The following is a 17,195-nucleotide window of genomic DNA, read 5'->3' on the forward strand; positions in this document are numbered from 1 at the left end:
ATCCATTATCTATACATTTTCCTACACGGGACATGCTATGAATCATGTTTGCTTTTTCTATTTTTCTCTTAAACCCATGTGACGTATATTGATACCCTCGATCACTATGAATCAATGGTTGTTCATTTTCTTTTAATATAGTGATAGCTTGGTCCAATGTTTGAAATACCAATTTATTATTGTTTGAATGACCCAAYACATAGCTAATAATAGAGCCATCATAAAGATCTAAAATGGCGCTTAAATATGTTTTYCTTCCGTTTCCTAATTTGAATTCGTTCTTCTAATGTTTTTCTTCTACTTGTCATAGAGTTTGTCATTCCTTTACCGGTATCATTTAATTCTCTATGACTAGTATACTTTTTAATCCATTTTCCCAAAACCGCAGTACTGGATATATTGTATTTTTGGATAACCTTGCTTAACGAATAATGTCCTGATAGATAATCATTGACGGCTGCTAACTTTAGCTCTTTTGAATAAGACTTCCAAGAAGTCGCTTCTGTTAAACCGTCTTCACCATTCATTTCATATCTTCTCTTCCAATCTCTAATCGTMCCAGGATCAACAGAAAACTTWKCYGTAATGTCAGCTATTGAATGATGACCATCTTTATAAAGAGTTAAAATAGCCAATTTTTCAGCTTTAGAATACTTTATTCGAGCCATAGAAAATACTCCCCTTAGATAAACAAATTTTATTTTTTATCTGTCTACCTAATGGGGAGCATATCAAGCTTTTCCAAAATAGATTCTTTTATTATATAAGTTTACATAATAAAATTATAATACCTAAAATGCATTCTAAATCTAGTCTGATGTGAATTTTTTACAAATTATTAATTTCTCCGTTTTTCTCTTTTTCATTCATGAAATCTAAATGTCCTCTTCCTCAACCACACATACTATCTAAAACAACGCTCACCGTTTTTCCATGCTCCGATAAACTATATTCAACTTTTGGAGGAATTTCTTGAAAGATTTCACGACTAATCAGTCGATCTTGTTCTAATTCTCGGAGTTGCTTTGCTAATGTTCCTTGTGAGATTTCTGGTATGAGACGTTTTAGTTCTCCAAACCGCTTTGTTCCATCTGTTAATAAAATAAACAAAATAAGTGGTTTCCATTTCCCACCGATTACTTGTAAGGTTGCAATAACTCCCTTCAATCTAGGTTCATGTAAATTCATTGTGTTATATCATCTCCTCTATCCCATGATATATCATATGTCGAGATTTTTATATTTTACAAGTTTCTCCATTCAAGTTATCCCTTCTATATCCATTCGTACGAATTTTACGACTAACTCCATATAAAGTGCGTACTTTTCAATGTTCATTTTTTATCCAATAATAAAAATATAAGATGATCTATCTGTTATGAATTATCTTACCTTGCGAATCAGCCAATTATCCCGTAAAAGCCCGATTGGTGAAGGCTAATAATCAATTGTCACTATATATTTTTCATAAAGAAAAGGAGCGAATTATTTATGTCTGTAACGTCGTTAAAGGCTAAGCATATTGTAATAATTGGTGGAAGTTCTGGTATTGGATTAGCTACCGATAAACAAGCAATGGAACAAGGAGCAAAGGTAACTATTGCCGGACGCTCCAAATTAAAATTAGAGAATGCCCAACAAAGTTTAAGCACTGATTCCATTCAAACTTATGAATTAGATAACAAAAAAAAAGATCAATTACAAAGCTTTTTTGAGAAATTTGGAGAATTTGACCATCTATTCACCCCAGGAGCTTCTTACGTGCGTGGACCAATAACTGCCTCTGCTGAAGTTGCTGAAAGTAGTTTTATAGGGAAATTTTGGCCGCAGTATTATGCAGCAAAATATGCAGCTAATTTTATTTCAAAATCAGGTTCCATCGTTTTAATGTCCGGAGCTTTCAGTCAGAGACCTCTTACAGATGGGGCTTCTTACGCAGCCTGTAATGGCGCTATAGAAAGTCTAGGAAAAGCGCTAGCTGTTGAACTAGCTCCTATTAGAGTAAATATAGTTTCCCCAGGAACTATATGGAGAGATGGACAAGAAGGAACGAAACGAGCAGCTTCTTTTGAAGAGTATAAAACAATTACCCTCTTACGGCGCGTTGGATATAATGAGGAAATTGCTCATACTGTACTTTATTTAATGGAGAATGGCTTTACAACAGGAAACGTTCTTTTTCCAGATGGAGGTTACACATTGCACTAACAGAAATAAAAGAAATTTTATGAAACTTCGTTGATACTTGACGTTAAAAATCTCCTCATTTTATATCAAGTGAGGAGATTTAGTTGGAGAAAGGATTTCTGCTTACAATTTCGACTTTCTAACTATGCATTACCAAGATGTCCAGCCACCATCAATACAAATATTTTGCCCTGTTACATAACTTGAAGCATTAGATGAAAGAAAGACAATCAATCCTTGTAATTCCCATGGATTTCCAATACGACCCAGCGCTGTTTTTTTATTTAAATTTTGAATAAATTCTTTATTTTTCTGAACTTCCTCATTAGGAAATGGACCTGGAGAAATAGAATTAGCTCTAATTCCTTTTAAACCATAGTGACATGCAAGATACCGAGTAAATTGTATGATAGCAGCTTTTCCAGCTCCATAATTAGGAGGATTATTAAAGCCTGAATCACCATAAATAGAAGGATCTGGGGAAACAACACCATACATTGAAGAGATATTGATAATATTACCTTTATTCTGTAATAACATATATTGTAATGCCGTTTTTGTAACTCTAAACACATTATTTATTGAACCGTCAATTCCTGTTTCCCACTCCCTATCTGTCATTTTTTCAATAACCTTTCCTGCTCCAAAGTAAGCATTATTAATCAGAATATCAATCTTATTAATAGAATTATAAATTTCCTCAAATGTATGCTTTATTGAATTACTATCTGAAACATCTAGACCATACCCCTGACAATTCACATTATACTTTTGATTTAACTGATTGGCTAAATTCATACATTTTTCTTTGCTCCTACTAACTATCATAACATTTGCACCATATTTAGCCAGACCTTCAGAAATTGCAGAACCTAGATAACCGGCTCCACCAGTAACAATTGCATTCTGTCCTTCTAAACTAAATAATTCATGTTGATTCATTACTCATCCTCCATAGATTTGGATTAATAATTATCTCAGGTATATCCTTAAATAATTTCTTTGCGGAAGTAAGAACTTCCCTTTCTAATAAGGGTAAATTACAGATTTGAATATTTTCTTTTAATTGGTTTACTGTTTCACATCCAATAATTATTTTGTCAACTTCTTTCATTTCTCGAACAAATAATAAAGCTAATTGTGCTCTACTTAAATTAAACTCTTTAGCTAGAAGTTCAAGTTCTTTTATTGGTTTTTTAGCAATGTTCAAATAATCAGGAATTTCTTCTACATCCATTAATAACAGTCCCTGGAGATATGGACTCCTTGCATGTATTTCTATTCCTTTTGTTTTCAATTCTTTTAGTAGACCTGAATAAATTAAACGCTGATCAAATATATTTAAAGGGACTTGAATAATATCAAAACAATCAAATTTCAAAAACTTTCTAACTTCATCAGGTGTATAAATGGACACACCTATCTTTTTGATTTCTCCCTTTAATTTTAATGTATTTAATTTTCGAATTATATATCCATTATGGGAATCAATATTTTTAGAATCATGTAATAGGCAACAGTCTAGACTTTTTGTTTTCAAATTCATTATAGATTGTTTAATATATTTATCAATTAGCCTATCTAAATGCTCCATACCAACATTTTTTTCATCAATCATAGGAATTTTAGTTACAATCCGAAAATTTTTTCCTGTTTTTTTACTTGAGACATATTCACCTATAATAGCTTCACTATTGCCATAAGAGGAAGCTGTGTCTAAAACATCAATACCATTATTTATAGCATATTGGATAATGTTTAAAGCCTCTTCCCTATTAGGCTTACCCATTATATTTCCTATTCCATAATGAAGACCAAGCTGAACTGTACCTAATGCTAATTTCATAGAGCACCTCCGTAATAACCACTTAGGATAGTTCGATATTTTAAACAAAATGGCGATACCATATATACAGTAAAAATTCCTTATTTGTTCATTTTTCACAATCAATATCGCGTATATAGATGTTGATGTAAAGAGAATAGAACATGAAACTTTTAGAATGAATGCGTATAGAATCATAACTACTTCAAAATCTCTCTAAAGAGAATACATGTGCATGTGAATATAATCTGTTACCAGTTATGTCACGCATTCAATGAAGACATTTTACCGGAAGTTTTCATACGAAAGGTGCCACCAAGAAAGAATGGGCTATCATTTATGTCTTTATAAAAACGAAAGTCATGTTCGTTCCTATCGGCTACTTCGTACAACACACCGTAAAATAAAGTGAAATTTCCATCAGTGGGGTCTTACTGCCCGCAAATAACGGGATAAAACAGGCAAACAGTGTCGTACCCAGTATATGAAGGTCACTGCTATTTGGTACAATGATTTTGAATTTCGGATAAAACATGAAAATATTATGAGGATAAGTCTATCCTAATGTTACTAAATCCTACATGAACTCATCAGACAAAACTTCTTGTTTTTAGATAAACATTAACCTCATATTTCCTTATTCTCCGTTCAATATTTACCAGAACTTAATTTAATCAAACGAATATACAGATGCTTAAAAGAAAGCGGTACCTTAGGTTTCACAAAGGTAAAGAAGTGATAATCCATTACTTTCTAATATAATTAAAAGCTCACTTAAAAAATGCCACAACGAAAAGATTGCACAATCTAAGACATTGGAAGTTCATAATACATTAGTCCATAGAACACTACTAATTGATGTTTCTTCACCAGAAAATACACCCAGTATTTCCTATTTATCCAATAATACTTTTGTAGAGAAATACTTATTTCACGTTCTAAATTCGTTTATTAGTTCATATGTTATTAAAGTTGTTGAAAAATAAAAAAGCGAAAAATTTATAATATCATAAAAAGATTTCAATGTCATAGCCTGTGATTAGATATAACTATATTTCACTTCCGTTTAAACATTTCATAATAAAAAATTATGCTAACCCTTACAAATTCGCTTGAAAAATTACATTCTATACAACTGCTGCAATTTTGTAGTTACCTTGAGAAAGGATGGATAGCTGGTGCGGAAATTTAACATTAATGGAAAGTTAATTGGTGATGATTCATCAGTTTTTGTAATTGCCGAGGCTGGAATTAATCATGCGGGTTCATTTATTGAAGCAAAAAAAATGGTCGAAGTTGCCAATTTAAGTATGGCTGATGCCGTTACTTTTCAGCATATAGCCTATAATGACATTGATTGTAGAAAATCTTCTAAGACCAAATTAGATTGGGATAAATGGAGATTATCAGACGAACAGATTATAGAATTGTTTGATGATGCACATAGATTTGGATTATCTACGACGGCTTGTGTAGTAGATTTTAAATCTCTTGAGTTTATTGTCAAGTCGGGTGCTGACTTTCTTAAAATAGTTAGCGGGGATATTACATGCCATCCCTTTTTGGCTGAATGTGCAAAAACCGGTTTACCTATATTTCTTTCTACTGGAAGTGCATTGTTACCTGAAATAGAAGATGCTTTAGAAGTGATTGACAAATCTGGTGGGAAAAATGTCGTTGTATACCAAACTAATACTAAATATCCGACTCCACCTAATGAAGTTGACCTTAAGGTAATGGAAGTACTAAAAAAATTCAAATATCCAGTAGGTTTCTGTGATCACACTGCAGGAACAGCTATCTCCTTAGCAGCAGTGACGTTAGGTGCTCACGTTATAGAAAAGCACTTCAGTTTAGACGCTACAATAAAAAGACCAGACTATGAAGTTTCTATTAATCCTCATGAACTAAATCAATTTGTAACTGATATACGTAATATTAAAGAAGCAATAGGAGCACCCATAAAGCGCCGGCATACAGATGACACAAATTTTATACTAACTCGTAGATCCTTGGTAGCCTGTAATGATATGGCCAAAGGTACAAAAATTCAATGGAGTGATTTAACATATAAACGCCCCGGAACAGGTACGCAACCTTCAGAAGCAAAGAATTTTATAGACAGAACTTTAAAGTATGATGTAAGTAAAGATGATCAATTATATGAAGATATGTTGGAGGAGATTTAATGAATAAAATTGAGAAACGTACCGCATTAGTGTTAGCTAGTTCTGATGGACTTGGTTTAGCAGTTGCAAAAAGATTATATCGTGATGGACATAATGTAATTATTACAAGTAGAAGTGAAAAATTAGACAAGGCTAAAAAAGAAATTTGCGCTATAGGTAGTAAAGGAGAAGTTCTAGCAATTCAATCCGACGTAACTAGCATCGAAGATTTAAATAAACTTATTATGCAAGGGAAAAATCAACTGGGTAATATTGATATTTTATTTACAAATGTGGCTGGCCCTAAAGCTGGAACGATAGAAGATTTAACTATTGAAGATTTCTATAAAGCACACAATGATCTGTTATTGCCCGTAATTTATTTAACTAAACAATTAATTCCTGATATGGCCTCTCGTAAATGGGGAAGAATTGTTATAAATTCTTCACTTACTGCGAAAGAGCCTTCAGAAATGCTTACCTTATCAAATATATATAGGGCTGGACTAGCTTCTCTTTCAAAAACTCTTTCTCATCAATTCGCTAGTTATGGAATTACAGTTAATACTGTTGGACCTGGTTCTTTTAAAACTGCCCGTGCATTAGAATTATTAAATGAAATGTCTAAAACACAAAAACGTAATGTTGAAGATATTGAATTAGAAATTACACAAAGTTTACCCATGAAAAGGTATAATGAACCAATAGAATTTGGCAATGTTGTAGCTTTTTTAGCTAGTGATGCTGCAAGTGCTATTACGGGTACTTTTATTCCAATTGATGGCGGAATTTCTCGTGGAGTATTCTAAATCAATATTGTAATAGTGTTGTAAATTTATATCCATGAGATTGTCAAATAAAGTGAAACTTCCATCAGTGGGGGGTTCCACATCCCTCACCTGTCTTCCTTGCTTCTCTCAGAATCTTGAGGTGGGATTTTTTTATATTGTGATCCCTTCTATTAATAAAGCAAGTTTTTTACCACTTTCAACTGAAACCATTCGATCTGGTGTTAAAGCCATCTAAAAAGAAAAAACAGCAATAAAAAATTGCTGTTTTTTCTTAAGTATACTTTAATTATCGAACTATTATTTAACCGTCTTAATATAATCCTCTAATTGTGCAAACATCCTAGCAAATCCTTGTTTAACTCCCTCATGTCCTTCTTGGAACGATTTATATTCTCCTTCATTCGCAGATACAGGGATTTATTGCATAATAAGTTTTGTTTTCCTATCTTGTTCAACAAATGGCAATATGTTTTGAATTTCAAGCGGACAAGTTGGACTAAACGGAGCACGAACTGTATTGCCTTCCTCATCAGAAAAAGAATTACTAAATACAAGTTTATCTGGATCATTTATTTCATGATGAGGTAGAGTCAGGAAAATGCGGATTTACAACGTTAAGGAAACCCAAATATAAAAAATCCTAGTTTCTCGGTGGTGTAAGTGAGAAATTAGGATTTAATTACTTCATAAAAGCGCCCGATTGTTGAATAATATTTTTATATATTTGGGATTCCATTCCTTCTATTAAAGCATTTATACGATAGATTGAAAGCATTCCTAAAGACTTTTGCTTTGATTGGCGTGCTTAGATAATAAGTAGATTTTCTCCGTTCTTTTGTCTATCTAGATTGGCACTTTTAATATTCTTTTAAACCAACAAGCTCCACTTCAGAATAGCATAAAAACTCATTTGCAATTTATTATTGCAAATGAGTTTTCTATCACTAGCTGACATCTAGTCTAGCTTTGTTTTAAAATATGGATTTTTTTAATAATTCTAATTTAATTATTTTGCTCAAGACATTGATAAACCGCCATCATATCTCGTTTATTTAACTCACGAATACGATTGAAAATTGGAATATCTGCAACAGCCTCAATATTTAAGCTTTCAGCAACAACATCACTTACTGTTCCAGTTAACCATGTTTTTACTTGTATACCTTCAACAAGTCCCTTAAGGCCATCATCATTGATGCCACTTGCATAACAACTTACACATGGAATTGTTAATTTAAACACGCCATCATGCAGATTATCTTCTGATATAACTTTCTTTCCTTTACAGAATGGACATGGATGACTTTTTTTAATTTTATTAATTTGGGTAACTAATTTTTTGTAACCAAATGTTTCATAAACATATGTTAGTTTTTTGTATTTTCCATTTGTGAAATACTTATCTATGATGGTTTCTCTTGTTTCATTGATATTAGGAAAATCACAAATGGTCACTTGATTATTATTGCTAATGGATTCGATATTGTCTTTGATTGTGTCCCAGAATGGTAAAACATTTTGTAATACCATTTCGTAACCCGTAAAGCTTGCTTGTTCTAATTCAAACATTTTCAGTGCGACTTGTGTTTTTCTAGGCAGTAAAGAGACATCTTCTGTCAAAATCATGTCGCCACCTACAATAGATTTCAGTTTGACGAGTGCAGGTAAATCACCTACTATTTTCAACACTTGGTCAATCGGCTGATTGATAATTTCACGAATATCTGTGTCTCCAAATTTAAGCGATTTATGGTGGTTTAAAACAGTACCCTCACATATTGGACATGTAATCACTTCTTTAGAAGCTTTAATTTGCTCTTTAATAATTGATTTTGAAACGAAAATATATCCACCAACGATGGTATTAAAACCTACCCAAGTTCTACGTGTCTTGCTTTTCTTATCATAAAATGACTTTTCAAAATACCCGTACCAAAATGTATGCTTTTCTTCATCTGACATCTCATTATAGCTTTTCGTCAGGTCATGACCAAGCTCATTCTTAATTTCTTCAAATAGAAATTCTAATTTTGGGTATTGATAAAATTTTAATACTTCCATTACTTCTGGATAGAATAGACCATCCCAGAATGGAAGATTTTTGTCTTGAATCACAAGGTCTTTATCAAATATTTCAACCTTAAGACGTCCCGAGCATGATGGACAATGATTGTCCTGAGAAAAGAAATCAAAGCTTCTCGTATCTTTATTGGTCGGATGCGACGCTATAATATGGTTAATCATGCCACCAATTTCATAAAGGAAACTATATTGACTATACAAATGTCTTTCAAGATCAATGGCAATGACAGGTGCAATTATATTAGAATCGTATTCACCATAAATCAAACGGGCTATTGATGATAAGCTTTTTAAAATACCGCCCTTATAGACATTTTCTGCATTTTTAAAATAGTCGATATGATTTTCTTTTAAATACGTAATGCCATTTTGTGATTTGAGTGTAGACGAAATAGGCGATGGTAGTGCAATATCTTCCCTATTTTTAGTCTCATAATATTCATGATGACTAACAACATTAAGATGCGTGACAGGTTCATTCTTTCTTTTACCAAAATCAACGATAAAATCAGAACTTTCCATCATATAGGCATTATGTTCAATCATCATGATTGAAACTGATTCATCTTGTAGAATGCCCCTGATACTATCAATAAATTGATTTAAAATATTTTGTGATAAACCTTTTGAAGGTTCGTCAAAAATGAAAAGTGTATTAGGATTTCTAGAATTTGCAAACAGTTCCGAGACTAAATGCACACATTGAAATTCACCAGTCGATAATGTTTGCGTTTTTCTATTTAAAGTCAAATAACCTAGTCCAAGTTTGATCAATAAGCTCAAACGTTTATGTGCGATACCTTCATTTGGAAGTTCATCAATGATATCTTCAATTGAGCGATCGAAAACATCATCAATTGCTTCACTATATTTTGTGATTTTCTTTTTAATATCAAGAAAAGTCGCAACAGTTGACCGACTCGTAATGGATTGGTTTCGATCTTGTCCAACCATAACGAGTTTATCGTTTTTGTATTGCTTCTGAAAATCTTTGGCAATACATTCGTTGACAAGTGTAGATTTACCACATCCAGACTCTCCGGTAATGGTTACAAGTCTATTTTTTGGTATTTTAATTTCGGCCATTTGAATATTACGGCAATATAAATCATGAAATTGATAGTAATCTGTTGGCTCTTCCTCATTTCGTTCTAAGTGTACTGGTTTTGGACGCGGTGATTCATCCACGATTTTTCCGCCATATTTACCACTGCCAGGTCCAAAGAATACTTGGTCATCTGTTGTATCGAGCACTGTGTCAGAATGGTCAATAAGCCAAATTTGATTCTTATTTCCTAATTGTTTAATTTGTTCTAAAATTTTAAGTAATGTTTCGTGATCAATACCGACTGATATTTCATCAATGATAATGATAGTATTTTCACTTACAGCCATAAATTCTGCCAAGTAAAGTCGAGTTAATTCTCCACCAGACAATGTACCCATAATTCTGTTTAATGTTAAGTAACCCATATTCATATTGATAATGTTTTTAAGTATATGCTGTTTTTCTTCACTAATATTTAAATCTTTTGATAGCAAAAGAATAGTTTCAATACTTAAGTTGTTAATTTCTGATATACTATGCGGTTTACCAAATAAATCGATTGTATATTGCTCAACTTCCTCGTTATAACGCCTTCCCTTACACTTAGGACATTCGACATTTTTATTAGTACCGCGGCCTTTACACTTAGGACACCAGCCTAATTCATTATTAAATGAAAAGACTTCTGGAGAAAGATCGTATTTTTCAGCGAGTCTTACACGAATCTCTGTAAATACGCCAGTATGCGTGCCAATTGTTGAACGTGGATTAGAAGAAATTGATGATCTTCCAAGAAAAAGCACTAAAGGCATTTCTTCCATATTAATGGCACTGAAATTTGTTTCCATAATATCAGGAAATAAATACTGATATTCAGCCTTTGGCAATAATGAAACGAGACGTTTCTTAGACTCATCACCAATTGTCTGACAAAAAGTTGTTTTACCAGATCCAGATAAACCAGCAATGCCTAACGATTGATCAGTTGGAAGCGCTACATCTAATTTGTTAATATTGTTCGCAATTAATTGATTTATTTTCATTGTGATCTCCTTATAATTCTCTAAAGTTAGTATTGCCATGTTAGTAAAACTTCAAATGAATTTGTTGTGTTTTTTCGAATCGACAAACTCATACTAATTGTAGACGAAGATTTCTAAATTTCTTGTTATATATTCGCTTATACCGTTTTGAAGAAACAATTTTATGGCTCAAATCTAGCAATTAGTGGTCCTTTTTTCAACGCAACCCCACAAAGTATTTACTTAACTCTCAATTATATTATAAAAGCTTCTACAACCATCCTGCCACGTTTGCTAAATTACAATTATTACAAAACTTGTTATTTGACTTAATCCTTTATTCCATTAAAAATGACGCTTTCCGTATTACAGAGAGGACAAATAGTCTTCAAGAAAGACTATGATGGTTATCTGCCAATTGGAACAAGTTAGAGGGAGTGTCTCTTGAAAGAGGAAAACTGTCAATTGCTCGGTTGGAAAAAGATGTTCCGGTTCCGTCCACATACTAAACAGCAAACTATGTGGCACATCAAATACATGTACAATATTTAGTTCACTCTTCTCTATTTTTATTTCATTGCACATTACCCATAACTTCCCGTATTAATAACAGTTTAAGCTTTATTTATTATGTAATAACTATATGTTAAATGATTCGATACGAACGATTATTTTATGATTTTATTAACACAAACCTTATACCTTTCATACCATTGCTCCCATTCTTTTTTGGGAAAATCCATATATTCTCCATCTAATAAAGCAGATAAAACATCCAGACACACATGCCATCCAGCTAAATCTTTCGGTGTATGATCTGTTATTGAATGGATAAACTCTTTCAACAATAGTAGACATCCTTCAGATTCCCGATACAATTCAAATCGAACTCGATCATCTCCCCATGTGAATTCTAATACAGAGTTTACATGACAATCTAAAATTGGCATATCAATAAATGTTCCGGAATCATCCATCATATCAAATTTTATTATGCCTCCTGTGCGAAGCTCTTCCACTTGAAGGTTCGGCATCCATTTTGCTAATTTATCATTTTCTGTTAATATAGCCCATACTTGTTCAACCGAATAATTTAATGATCGATTAAATTGAGCTGCATAACCATTATCTTTTTTCTCTATTATAGCTAACATAGTTATCACTCCTATTTGAAACCAAAAAAGAACATACATTCGGTTTCATTTCTAATTCAATAGTACACGAATCACATTAAAAAGGAAATAAAAACTTCTCTTTCTATTTTAAATGAAGATAAGGGTTTTTCATCATAAAGTATTACAATACAAGATACATTTCATATTGTGCCAAGGAATTCTTTTCAAAACCACATTTCTTTACATAGCCCTCTAGCAAACTATTATTAGGGAAACCGATAGAAAGCGTTGTGAGGTTTAATTCCTTGTATGCTATTTGTAATAAGGATGGTACCAAACTGTTTTCTTAATTCTTCAAGTAACTCAACTTCTTGGCTAATACTATAATTTTTCGTATGAGATTCCGTTCTCCCACAACCAACTTGATCATAAAAAATAAGTGTAAAATAATTAGAAAGTTCTTCAACATGTGGGAGGAAATATTCATGATTATCCCCTGGTCCACCATGTAAAAAAATAAAGGTTTACCCCTCCCGATTTTCTTGATATAAACTTGATGACTTTTTAAAGTTATAAACTCTTCAGAAACATTCAAACCTTATTCTCACCTTTCCCTATTAATTTGAAATAAAAGGACATTTTTGCTTGTATGTATCATCATTAATTTGCTTTATAATAAACGGAGCAATATCTCCATTCTTTATTTTCATTCCAGGTAAATCTACTATACTCTCTTTGATTTTACCAATGCCTTTTCCCTCCACAACAAAAGGTAAACGCACAATAGTCCATTCAACATTGCTTTTTTGAATCATTTGTAATTCTTTATATTTATCCTTCATCATATCTGAAAGAAACAACCGAAATAACTTGGCTCCGAGTTTGTTAAAAAAACTCTTTTTATCTCCTTGTACATCCATTGATCCTCCAGAAACAAGAATATATCGTTTTATTTTATATTCTTCCATTATTTCTAAAATATAATTTGTAACCGTACTGAATATATATGATTCTTTTTTAGGCTGTCCTACGGCATTAATGACTGCCTCGCAACCTTGAAGTAATTGGCGTATTGCCGAAATATCTCGTGCATCGCCTTTCACAACTTCTAGATGTTTATGGGATATTTCAATTGTTTTTGGATTTCGAGTAAGAATGCGAATAAGATAACCTTCCTGCAGTGCTTGACTTATAAGAAACTTGCCAGCTTTTCCGTTTGCACCGATAATTGCAATTCTATTTGCTTTTTGCATTGCTATAATTAAACTCCTTCTATAGAATGATGATATTATTAATGAGCTATAGTTACTTCATAAACACGTAAAAATGCAATTAAAAACTCACATGCTCTCTCACAAGCTAACATTTTAAATACTTTTTGTTCTTCTACGGTTTTGTCATTCGCTTGATCCGAAGCCGCTTTCAAACACAGGAACGGTTTCTTATTCACATGGCATACATATGCAAAAGCTGCTATTTCTTGATCAACAGCTATTGCACCATATACAGTATGTAATAAATATCTCATTTCTGTACTGCGAATACGCTGATCGCCTGATATAAATGTACCGAAATGCACTGGATCATAGGAACGTACCTTTTTCATTTGTCTTACAAGATATTTTGTAGTTTCAATAGGAGCCGACCTTCCAGTGTATAAATCAAAACTATCTGTTCCTGTCCCGGCAGCGCTCACATCATGTTGCAACGTATTTAGTGCAACAACAATATGGCCATTCTTTACTTTCTCAGATAAACTTCCACATATTCCGGTCATAAATAATTGTTCTGGCCCGAATTCACTTATTAGTAACTGTACACAGCTGGCACAGTTTACTTTTCCAACCCCCGTGATTACCGATATTACTTCTAATTCATTTATAGAATGAAAATGAAACTCCCAGGCTGCTCGTTTTTCTACACGGTGACTTGGATAATGCTGATGCAAATATGTAAGCTCTGGTTCCCAAGCAGATACAATTGCAATACGTTTCATCAAACTTTTCACTTCCTCCTATTTTCATTTTCCTTTAAATAATTCCTCTAGATGTTCTTGGGTATAACATAGAATCCACTCTTTATACTTTTCATATAAATACCGTATTGTTTCTTTATTCTTCGCAATTACCTCACATCCTCTATCATCGTAAATAAACATAATAATATCTTTCGTCTTATTAATAAAAAACACATCCATATATTCTTTTTATTAAACGCCATGTATTACCGATCAGCTATTCATAATTTAGCTTTTAAATCCCAATAAGCTTCCCCCAACCACGGATGCAATACTTTAAGAGTCTCTCTTCTTTCCCATAAATATGAAATATACGCAAAAGCCGCATGCTCAATTGATTTTTCTAAAGCTTCCTGCACCTCAACAATATATGGCGGTATACCTTTTTGGTCCCATTCTATTTTATCAGCGACAAATAATACGAGATCGATCCGAGTCGCGTCTTTATGCAATGTTGTATGACAACCAATAGCATTTAATATTGTTTCATCTTTAACTTCAAAGATTTCTCTTGCTATTACCTTCGATATTTTTTGATGAATAATCATTGGAAATTGACGCTCTTCTTGTAATATTTCTATTCCAAATAACGACCGCAATGCGTTCGTTATTTGGAAAGATAGCACTAATATCGTGTAAATAACCAGCAATAACAGCTTGTTCTTCATTCACTTGGAATCTTTTTGCAATCTTCCTCGCTTCATTTGCAACACGAACAGAATGCTCATAAGTAAATAGGTGATTGTATTGCACTAAAAAACTTTTTATATCATTTTCCCAATCTCCGGTTGGTACGAATGTATATAAATGTTCATATGTCATCTTATCCTCTCCTTTTTACAACGATTATTTTGTATATTATAAACAACAAAATCTCCTATAATCTTTATTCTTTATATATTTATTAAATTTTTTAATACGTTACATGAAATTTTATATACTATCTTAACTCCCAAACACCTAAATGTTTGTTATTATTATAGTAATAACAACATGGAAAGAAAGGAATTAAAGATCCGATGGAAAGAAATATTTTAATTATTGATGATGATAAAGAAATTGTAGAATTACTTGCAGTTTATTTAAGAAATGAAGGCTATAAGATTCATAAAGCCTATGATGGTGATGAAGCATTACATATGCTTTCTCTACAGCAAGTTGATCTTATGATATTGGATATTATGATGCCAAAACGGAATGGATTGGAAGTTTGTCAACAAGTTAGAGAGAACCATACTGTTCCTATTCTTATGTTAAGCGCAAAAGCTGAAGATATGGATAAAATCCTTGGTCTCATGACAGGTGCTGATGATTACATGATTAAACCTTTTAATCCATTAGAACTAATCGCTAGAGTAAAAGCACTATTACGTAGATCTTCTTTTCAATATGCAGCAGCACCAACAAAAGACGATGGTATTCTTCACATTCGTTCAGTTGAAATACATAAACATAATCACACTGTTAAAGTAAACGGTGATTATATTAAACTTACATCTATTGAATTTGATATCTTATACTTACTTGCTAGCAATACTGGTAGAGTATTTAGTTCAGAAGAAATTTTCGAACGTGTTTGGGATGAAGATGGATATGGTTCCAATAAAACTGTAATGGTTCATATTAGTAATCTCAGAGAGAAACTTGAAACGAAAATAAATGGAGAGAAATTGATTCATACAGTTTGGGGAGTAGGTTATAAAATTGAAAAATGAAACATTTGATATCTTAAAAGTCATTCCAAAATGGAAAATTGTATTTTGGCTTTTATTAGCGATTTTACTTACGCCTATTACCCAAATTGTCATATATCGCCTTGTTACAAGTGTAATTGACAGCTCCCTTACATTAACAGCATTAAGTACAGAGTTTGTAAGGATTGTCGGTCATGAAAAATACAGAGGCTTAACAGAGTCACTTTGGGCGCTCATGCTGTCCTATTTATTTTTATTTTCTATTTTTTCATCTTACGTTTATACTTTTTATCGACATGAAAAGAAATTATATTATGAAGTTTGCATCAAACAAATGATTGAAGAAATACGTTATATTGCAAATGGAAATTTCAATCATAAAATCTCTGTTTTACAACATGATTATTTAGAAGATTTGGCCACCGGTGTCAACCAAATTGTAGAGCAATTAAAGGTTTCAATTGATGAAGAACGTCGAACCGAACAAGCTAAAAGTGAACTCATTACAAACGTCTCTCATGACTTACGAACGCCTTTAACATCAATTGTTGGCTATGTCAATTTAATTCATCATGATAATTATAGAGATGAAGTGGAATTACGTCATTATATCCAAGTTATTTATGATAAAGTAAATCGTTTAAACCTGCTAATGAATGATTTATTTGAATATACTCGTGTCCAAAATAAAGAACTAAGCCTTAATAGTGTACCTATTGATATGGTTGAACTACTTGGACAACTAAGTGTTCAATTTCGTATGCAACTTCAAGAAGCTAATATTGAGTGTAGGCCTTCTTTCCCTTCTCAAAAGCTAATGGTACTTGCTGATGGAGATAAGTTAGTACGTGTATTTGAAAATTTAATTATAAATGCAATGACATATGGAAGTGACGGGAAATATCTTGATATTATCGCATACCAAGACGACAAAATGATTGCAATCGGGATTACAAATTACGGGCAACCTATCCCAAGTACTGATTTACCTCATATTTTCGAACGATTTTATCGAGTAGAAAAGTCTCGCTCGGCATACACAGGAGGATCTGGACTCGGATTAGCTATTGTCAAAAGCATTGTGGAACTTCATAATGGAACAATTGAAGTATATAGTGATGAGGAAAAAACAACTTTTACAGTGAAGCTTATTCCGCATACACAATAAGAAGTATTTTTCTCAATAACTAAAGATATACTAAAAAAAATCACCTATCTATTTACCGAAGTAAATTTTTAAAATGAA

The 17,195-nt window shown here is 32.5% G+C and carries 13 protein-coding genes and 4 pseudogenes; 5 read left to right on the top strand and 12 right to left on the bottom strand.

Annotated elements, in window-relative coordinates:
• The 3 genes and pseudogenes from AZF08_RS32320 to AZF08_RS27650 form a co-directional block, all read right to left on the bottom strand.
• Positions 1-277: pseudogene (locus AZF08_RS32320) on the bottom strand (transposase); the annotation flags it as partial.
• Positions 219-668: a helix-turn-helix domain-containing protein gene (locus AZF08_RS27645; RefSeq protein ID WP_082793741.1), complete on the bottom strand. Its 450-nt coding sequence runs from the start codon at positions 666-668 to the stop codon at positions 219-221. The gene AZF08_RS27645 and the pseudogene AZF08_RS32320, both read right to left, overlap by 59 nt.
• 223 nt (positions 669-891) lie before the next feature.
• Complete coding sequence (locus tag AZF08_RS27650) at positions 892-1,188, bottom strand: winged helix-turn-helix transcriptional regulator (protein WP_051726015.1); 297 nt, start codon at positions 1,186-1,188, stop codon at positions 892-894.
• 303 nt (positions 1,189-1,491) lie between these two features.
• Between AZF08_RS27650 and AZF08_RS27655 the strand changes: the two genes are divergently transcribed.
• Complete coding sequence (locus AZF08_RS27655; protein ID WP_033677504.1) at positions 1,492-2,208, top strand: SDR family oxidoreductase; 717 nt, start codon at positions 1,492-1,494, stop codon at positions 2,206-2,208.
• A gap of 129 nt (positions 2,209-2,337) precedes the next feature.
• On the opposite strand, the gene AZF08_RS27660 is transcribed toward AZF08_RS27655, so the two are convergent.
• Complete coding sequence (locus AZF08_RS27660) at positions 2,338-3,129, bottom strand: SDR family oxidoreductase (RefSeq protein WP_033677502.1); 792 nt, start codon at positions 3,127-3,129, stop codon at positions 2,338-2,340.
• The gene (locus AZF08_RS27665; protein WP_033677501.1) at positions 3,116-4,033 is read right to left on the bottom strand and encodes an aldo/keto reductase; all 918 of its coding nucleotides are present in this window, start codon (positions 4,031-4,033) and stop codon (positions 3,116-3,118) included. Before AZF08_RS27665 ends, AZF08_RS27660 begins: the two co-directional genes overlap by 14 nt.
• A 1,157-nt stretch (positions 4,034-5,190) precedes the next feature.
• Here AZF08_RS27665 and AZF08_RS27670 point away from each other — a divergent pair.
• A complete protein-coding gene (locus AZF08_RS27670) occupies positions 5,191-6,201 on the top strand; it encodes an N-acetylneuraminate synthase family protein (RefSeq protein ID WP_033677500.1) in 1,011 nt (336 codons plus the stop codon).
• Positions 6,201-6,989: an SDR family oxidoreductase gene (locus AZF08_RS27675; RefSeq protein ID WP_033677499.1), complete on the top strand. Its 789-nt coding sequence runs from the start codon at positions 6,201-6,203 to the stop codon at positions 6,987-6,989. Before AZF08_RS27670 ends, AZF08_RS27675 begins: the two co-directional genes overlap by 1 nt.
• 984 nt (positions 6,990-7,973) lie before the next feature.
• Here AZF08_RS27675 and AZF08_RS27680 read toward each other — a convergent pair.
• The 7 genes and pseudogenes from AZF08_RS27680 to yqeK form a co-directional block, all read right to left on the bottom strand.
• Positions 7,974-11,144: an ATP-binding cassette domain-containing protein gene (locus AZF08_RS27680; RefSeq protein ID WP_033677498.1), complete on the bottom strand. Its 3,171-nt coding sequence runs from the start codon at positions 11,142-11,144 to the stop codon at positions 7,974-7,976.
• 647 nt (positions 11,145-11,791) lie between these two features.
• On the bottom strand, positions 11,792-12,277 hold the full coding sequence (locus tag AZF08_RS27690; protein ID WP_033677494.1) for an SRPBCC family protein: 486 nt from the start codon (positions 12,275-12,277) through the stop codon (positions 11,792-11,794).
• Between the two features lie 142 nt (positions 12,278-12,419).
• A pseudogene (locus AZF08_RS29520) lies at positions 12,420-12,563 on the bottom strand (GNAT family acetyltransferase); the annotation flags it as partial.
• Between the two features lie 292 nt (positions 12,564-12,855).
• On the bottom strand, positions 12,856-13,491 hold the full coding sequence (locus AZF08_RS27700; RefSeq protein WP_033677490.1) for an SDR family oxidoreductase: 636 nt from the start codon (positions 13,489-13,491) through the stop codon (positions 12,856-12,858).
• A 38-nt stretch (positions 13,492-13,529) separates the two neighbouring features.
• The gene (gene mtnN, locus AZF08_RS27705) at positions 13,530-14,234 is read right to left on the bottom strand and encodes a 5'-methylthioadenosine/S-adenosylhomocysteine nucleosidase (RefSeq protein WP_033677487.1); all 705 of its coding nucleotides are present in this window, start codon (positions 14,232-14,234) and stop codon (positions 13,530-13,532) included.
• Positions 14,235-14,258: 24 nt separating this feature from the next.
• Positions 14,259-14,438 (bottom strand): annotated as a pseudogene (locus AZF08_RS29525) (DUF3885 domain-containing protein); the annotation flags it as partial.
• Positions 14,439-14,476: 38 nt separating this feature from the next.
• A pseudogene (gene yqeK / locus AZF08_RS27710) lies at positions 14,477-15,077 on the bottom strand (bis(5'-nucleosyl)-tetraphosphatase (symmetrical) YqeK).
• Between the two features lie 197 nt (positions 15,078-15,274).
• Here yqeK and AZF08_RS27715 point away from each other — a divergent pair.
• Together AZF08_RS27715 and AZF08_RS27720 are read left to right on the top strand one after the other, a co-directional pair.
• Positions 15,275-15,970 (top strand): response regulator transcription factor, encoded by a 696-nt coding sequence (locus tag AZF08_RS27715; RefSeq protein WP_033677485.1) that lies wholly within the window; start codon positions 15,275-15,277, stop codon positions 15,968-15,970.
• Positions 15,960-17,117 carry a sensor histidine kinase gene (locus tag AZF08_RS27720; RefSeq protein ID WP_033677483.1) on the top strand — a complete coding sequence of 386 codons (1,158 nt, stop codon included), beginning with the start codon at positions 15,960-15,962 and terminating at the stop codon, positions 17,115-17,117. The genes AZF08_RS27715 and AZF08_RS27720 overlap by 11 nt, the downstream gene beginning before the upstream one ends.
• The last annotated feature ends 78 nt before the right edge of the window (positions 17,118-17,195 follow it).

Origin of the sequence: Bacillus gaemokensis (assembly GCF_001590835.1) — a bacterium.
Lineage (GTDB): Bacteria > Bacillota > Bacilli > Bacillales > Bacillaceae_G > Bacillus_A > Bacillus_A gaemokensis.

What these genes read in the sequence shown, in the direction of transcription:
- AZF08_RS27715 (WP_033677485.1), top strand. Translation starts at nt 15,275, where the DNA reads ATGGAAAGAAATATTTTAATTATTGATGATGATAAAGAAATTGTAGAA.
- AZF08_RS27665 (WP_033677501.1), bottom strand. Translation starts at nt 4,033, where the DNA reads ATGAAATTAGCATTAGGTACAGTTCAGCTTGGTCTTCATTATGGAATA.
- AZF08_RS27660 (WP_033677502.1), bottom strand. Translation starts at nt 3,129, where the DNA reads ATGAATCAACATGAATTATTTAGTTTAGAAGGACAGAATGCAATTGTT.
- AZF08_RS27650 (WP_051726015.1), bottom strand. Translation starts at nt 1,188, where the DNA reads ATGAATTTACATGAACCTAGATTGAAGGGAGTTATTGCAACCTTACAA.
- AZF08_RS27680 (WP_033677498.1), bottom strand. Translation starts at nt 11,144, where the DNA reads ATGAAAATAAATCAATTAATTGCGAACAATATTAACAAATTAGATGTA.
- AZF08_RS27675 (WP_033677499.1), top strand. Translation starts at nt 6,201, where the DNA reads ATGAATAAAATTGAGAAACGTACCGCATTAGTGTTAGCTAGTTCTGAT.
- mtnN (WP_033677487.1), bottom strand. Translation starts at nt 14,234, where the DNA reads ATGAAACGTATTGCAATTGTATCTGCTTGGGAACCAGAGCTTACATAT.
- AZF08_RS27700 (WP_033677490.1), bottom strand. Translation starts at nt 13,491, where the DNA reads ATGCAAAAAGCAAATAGAATTGCAATTATCGGTGCAAACGGAAAAGCT.
- AZF08_RS27690 (WP_033677494.1), bottom strand. Translation starts at nt 12,277, where the DNA reads ATGTTAGCTATAATAGAGAAAAAAGATAATGGTTATGCAGCTCAATTT.
- AZF08_RS27655 (WP_033677504.1), top strand. Translation starts at nt 1,492, where the DNA reads ATGTCTGTAACGTCGTTAAAGGCTAAGCATATTGTAATAATTGGTGGA.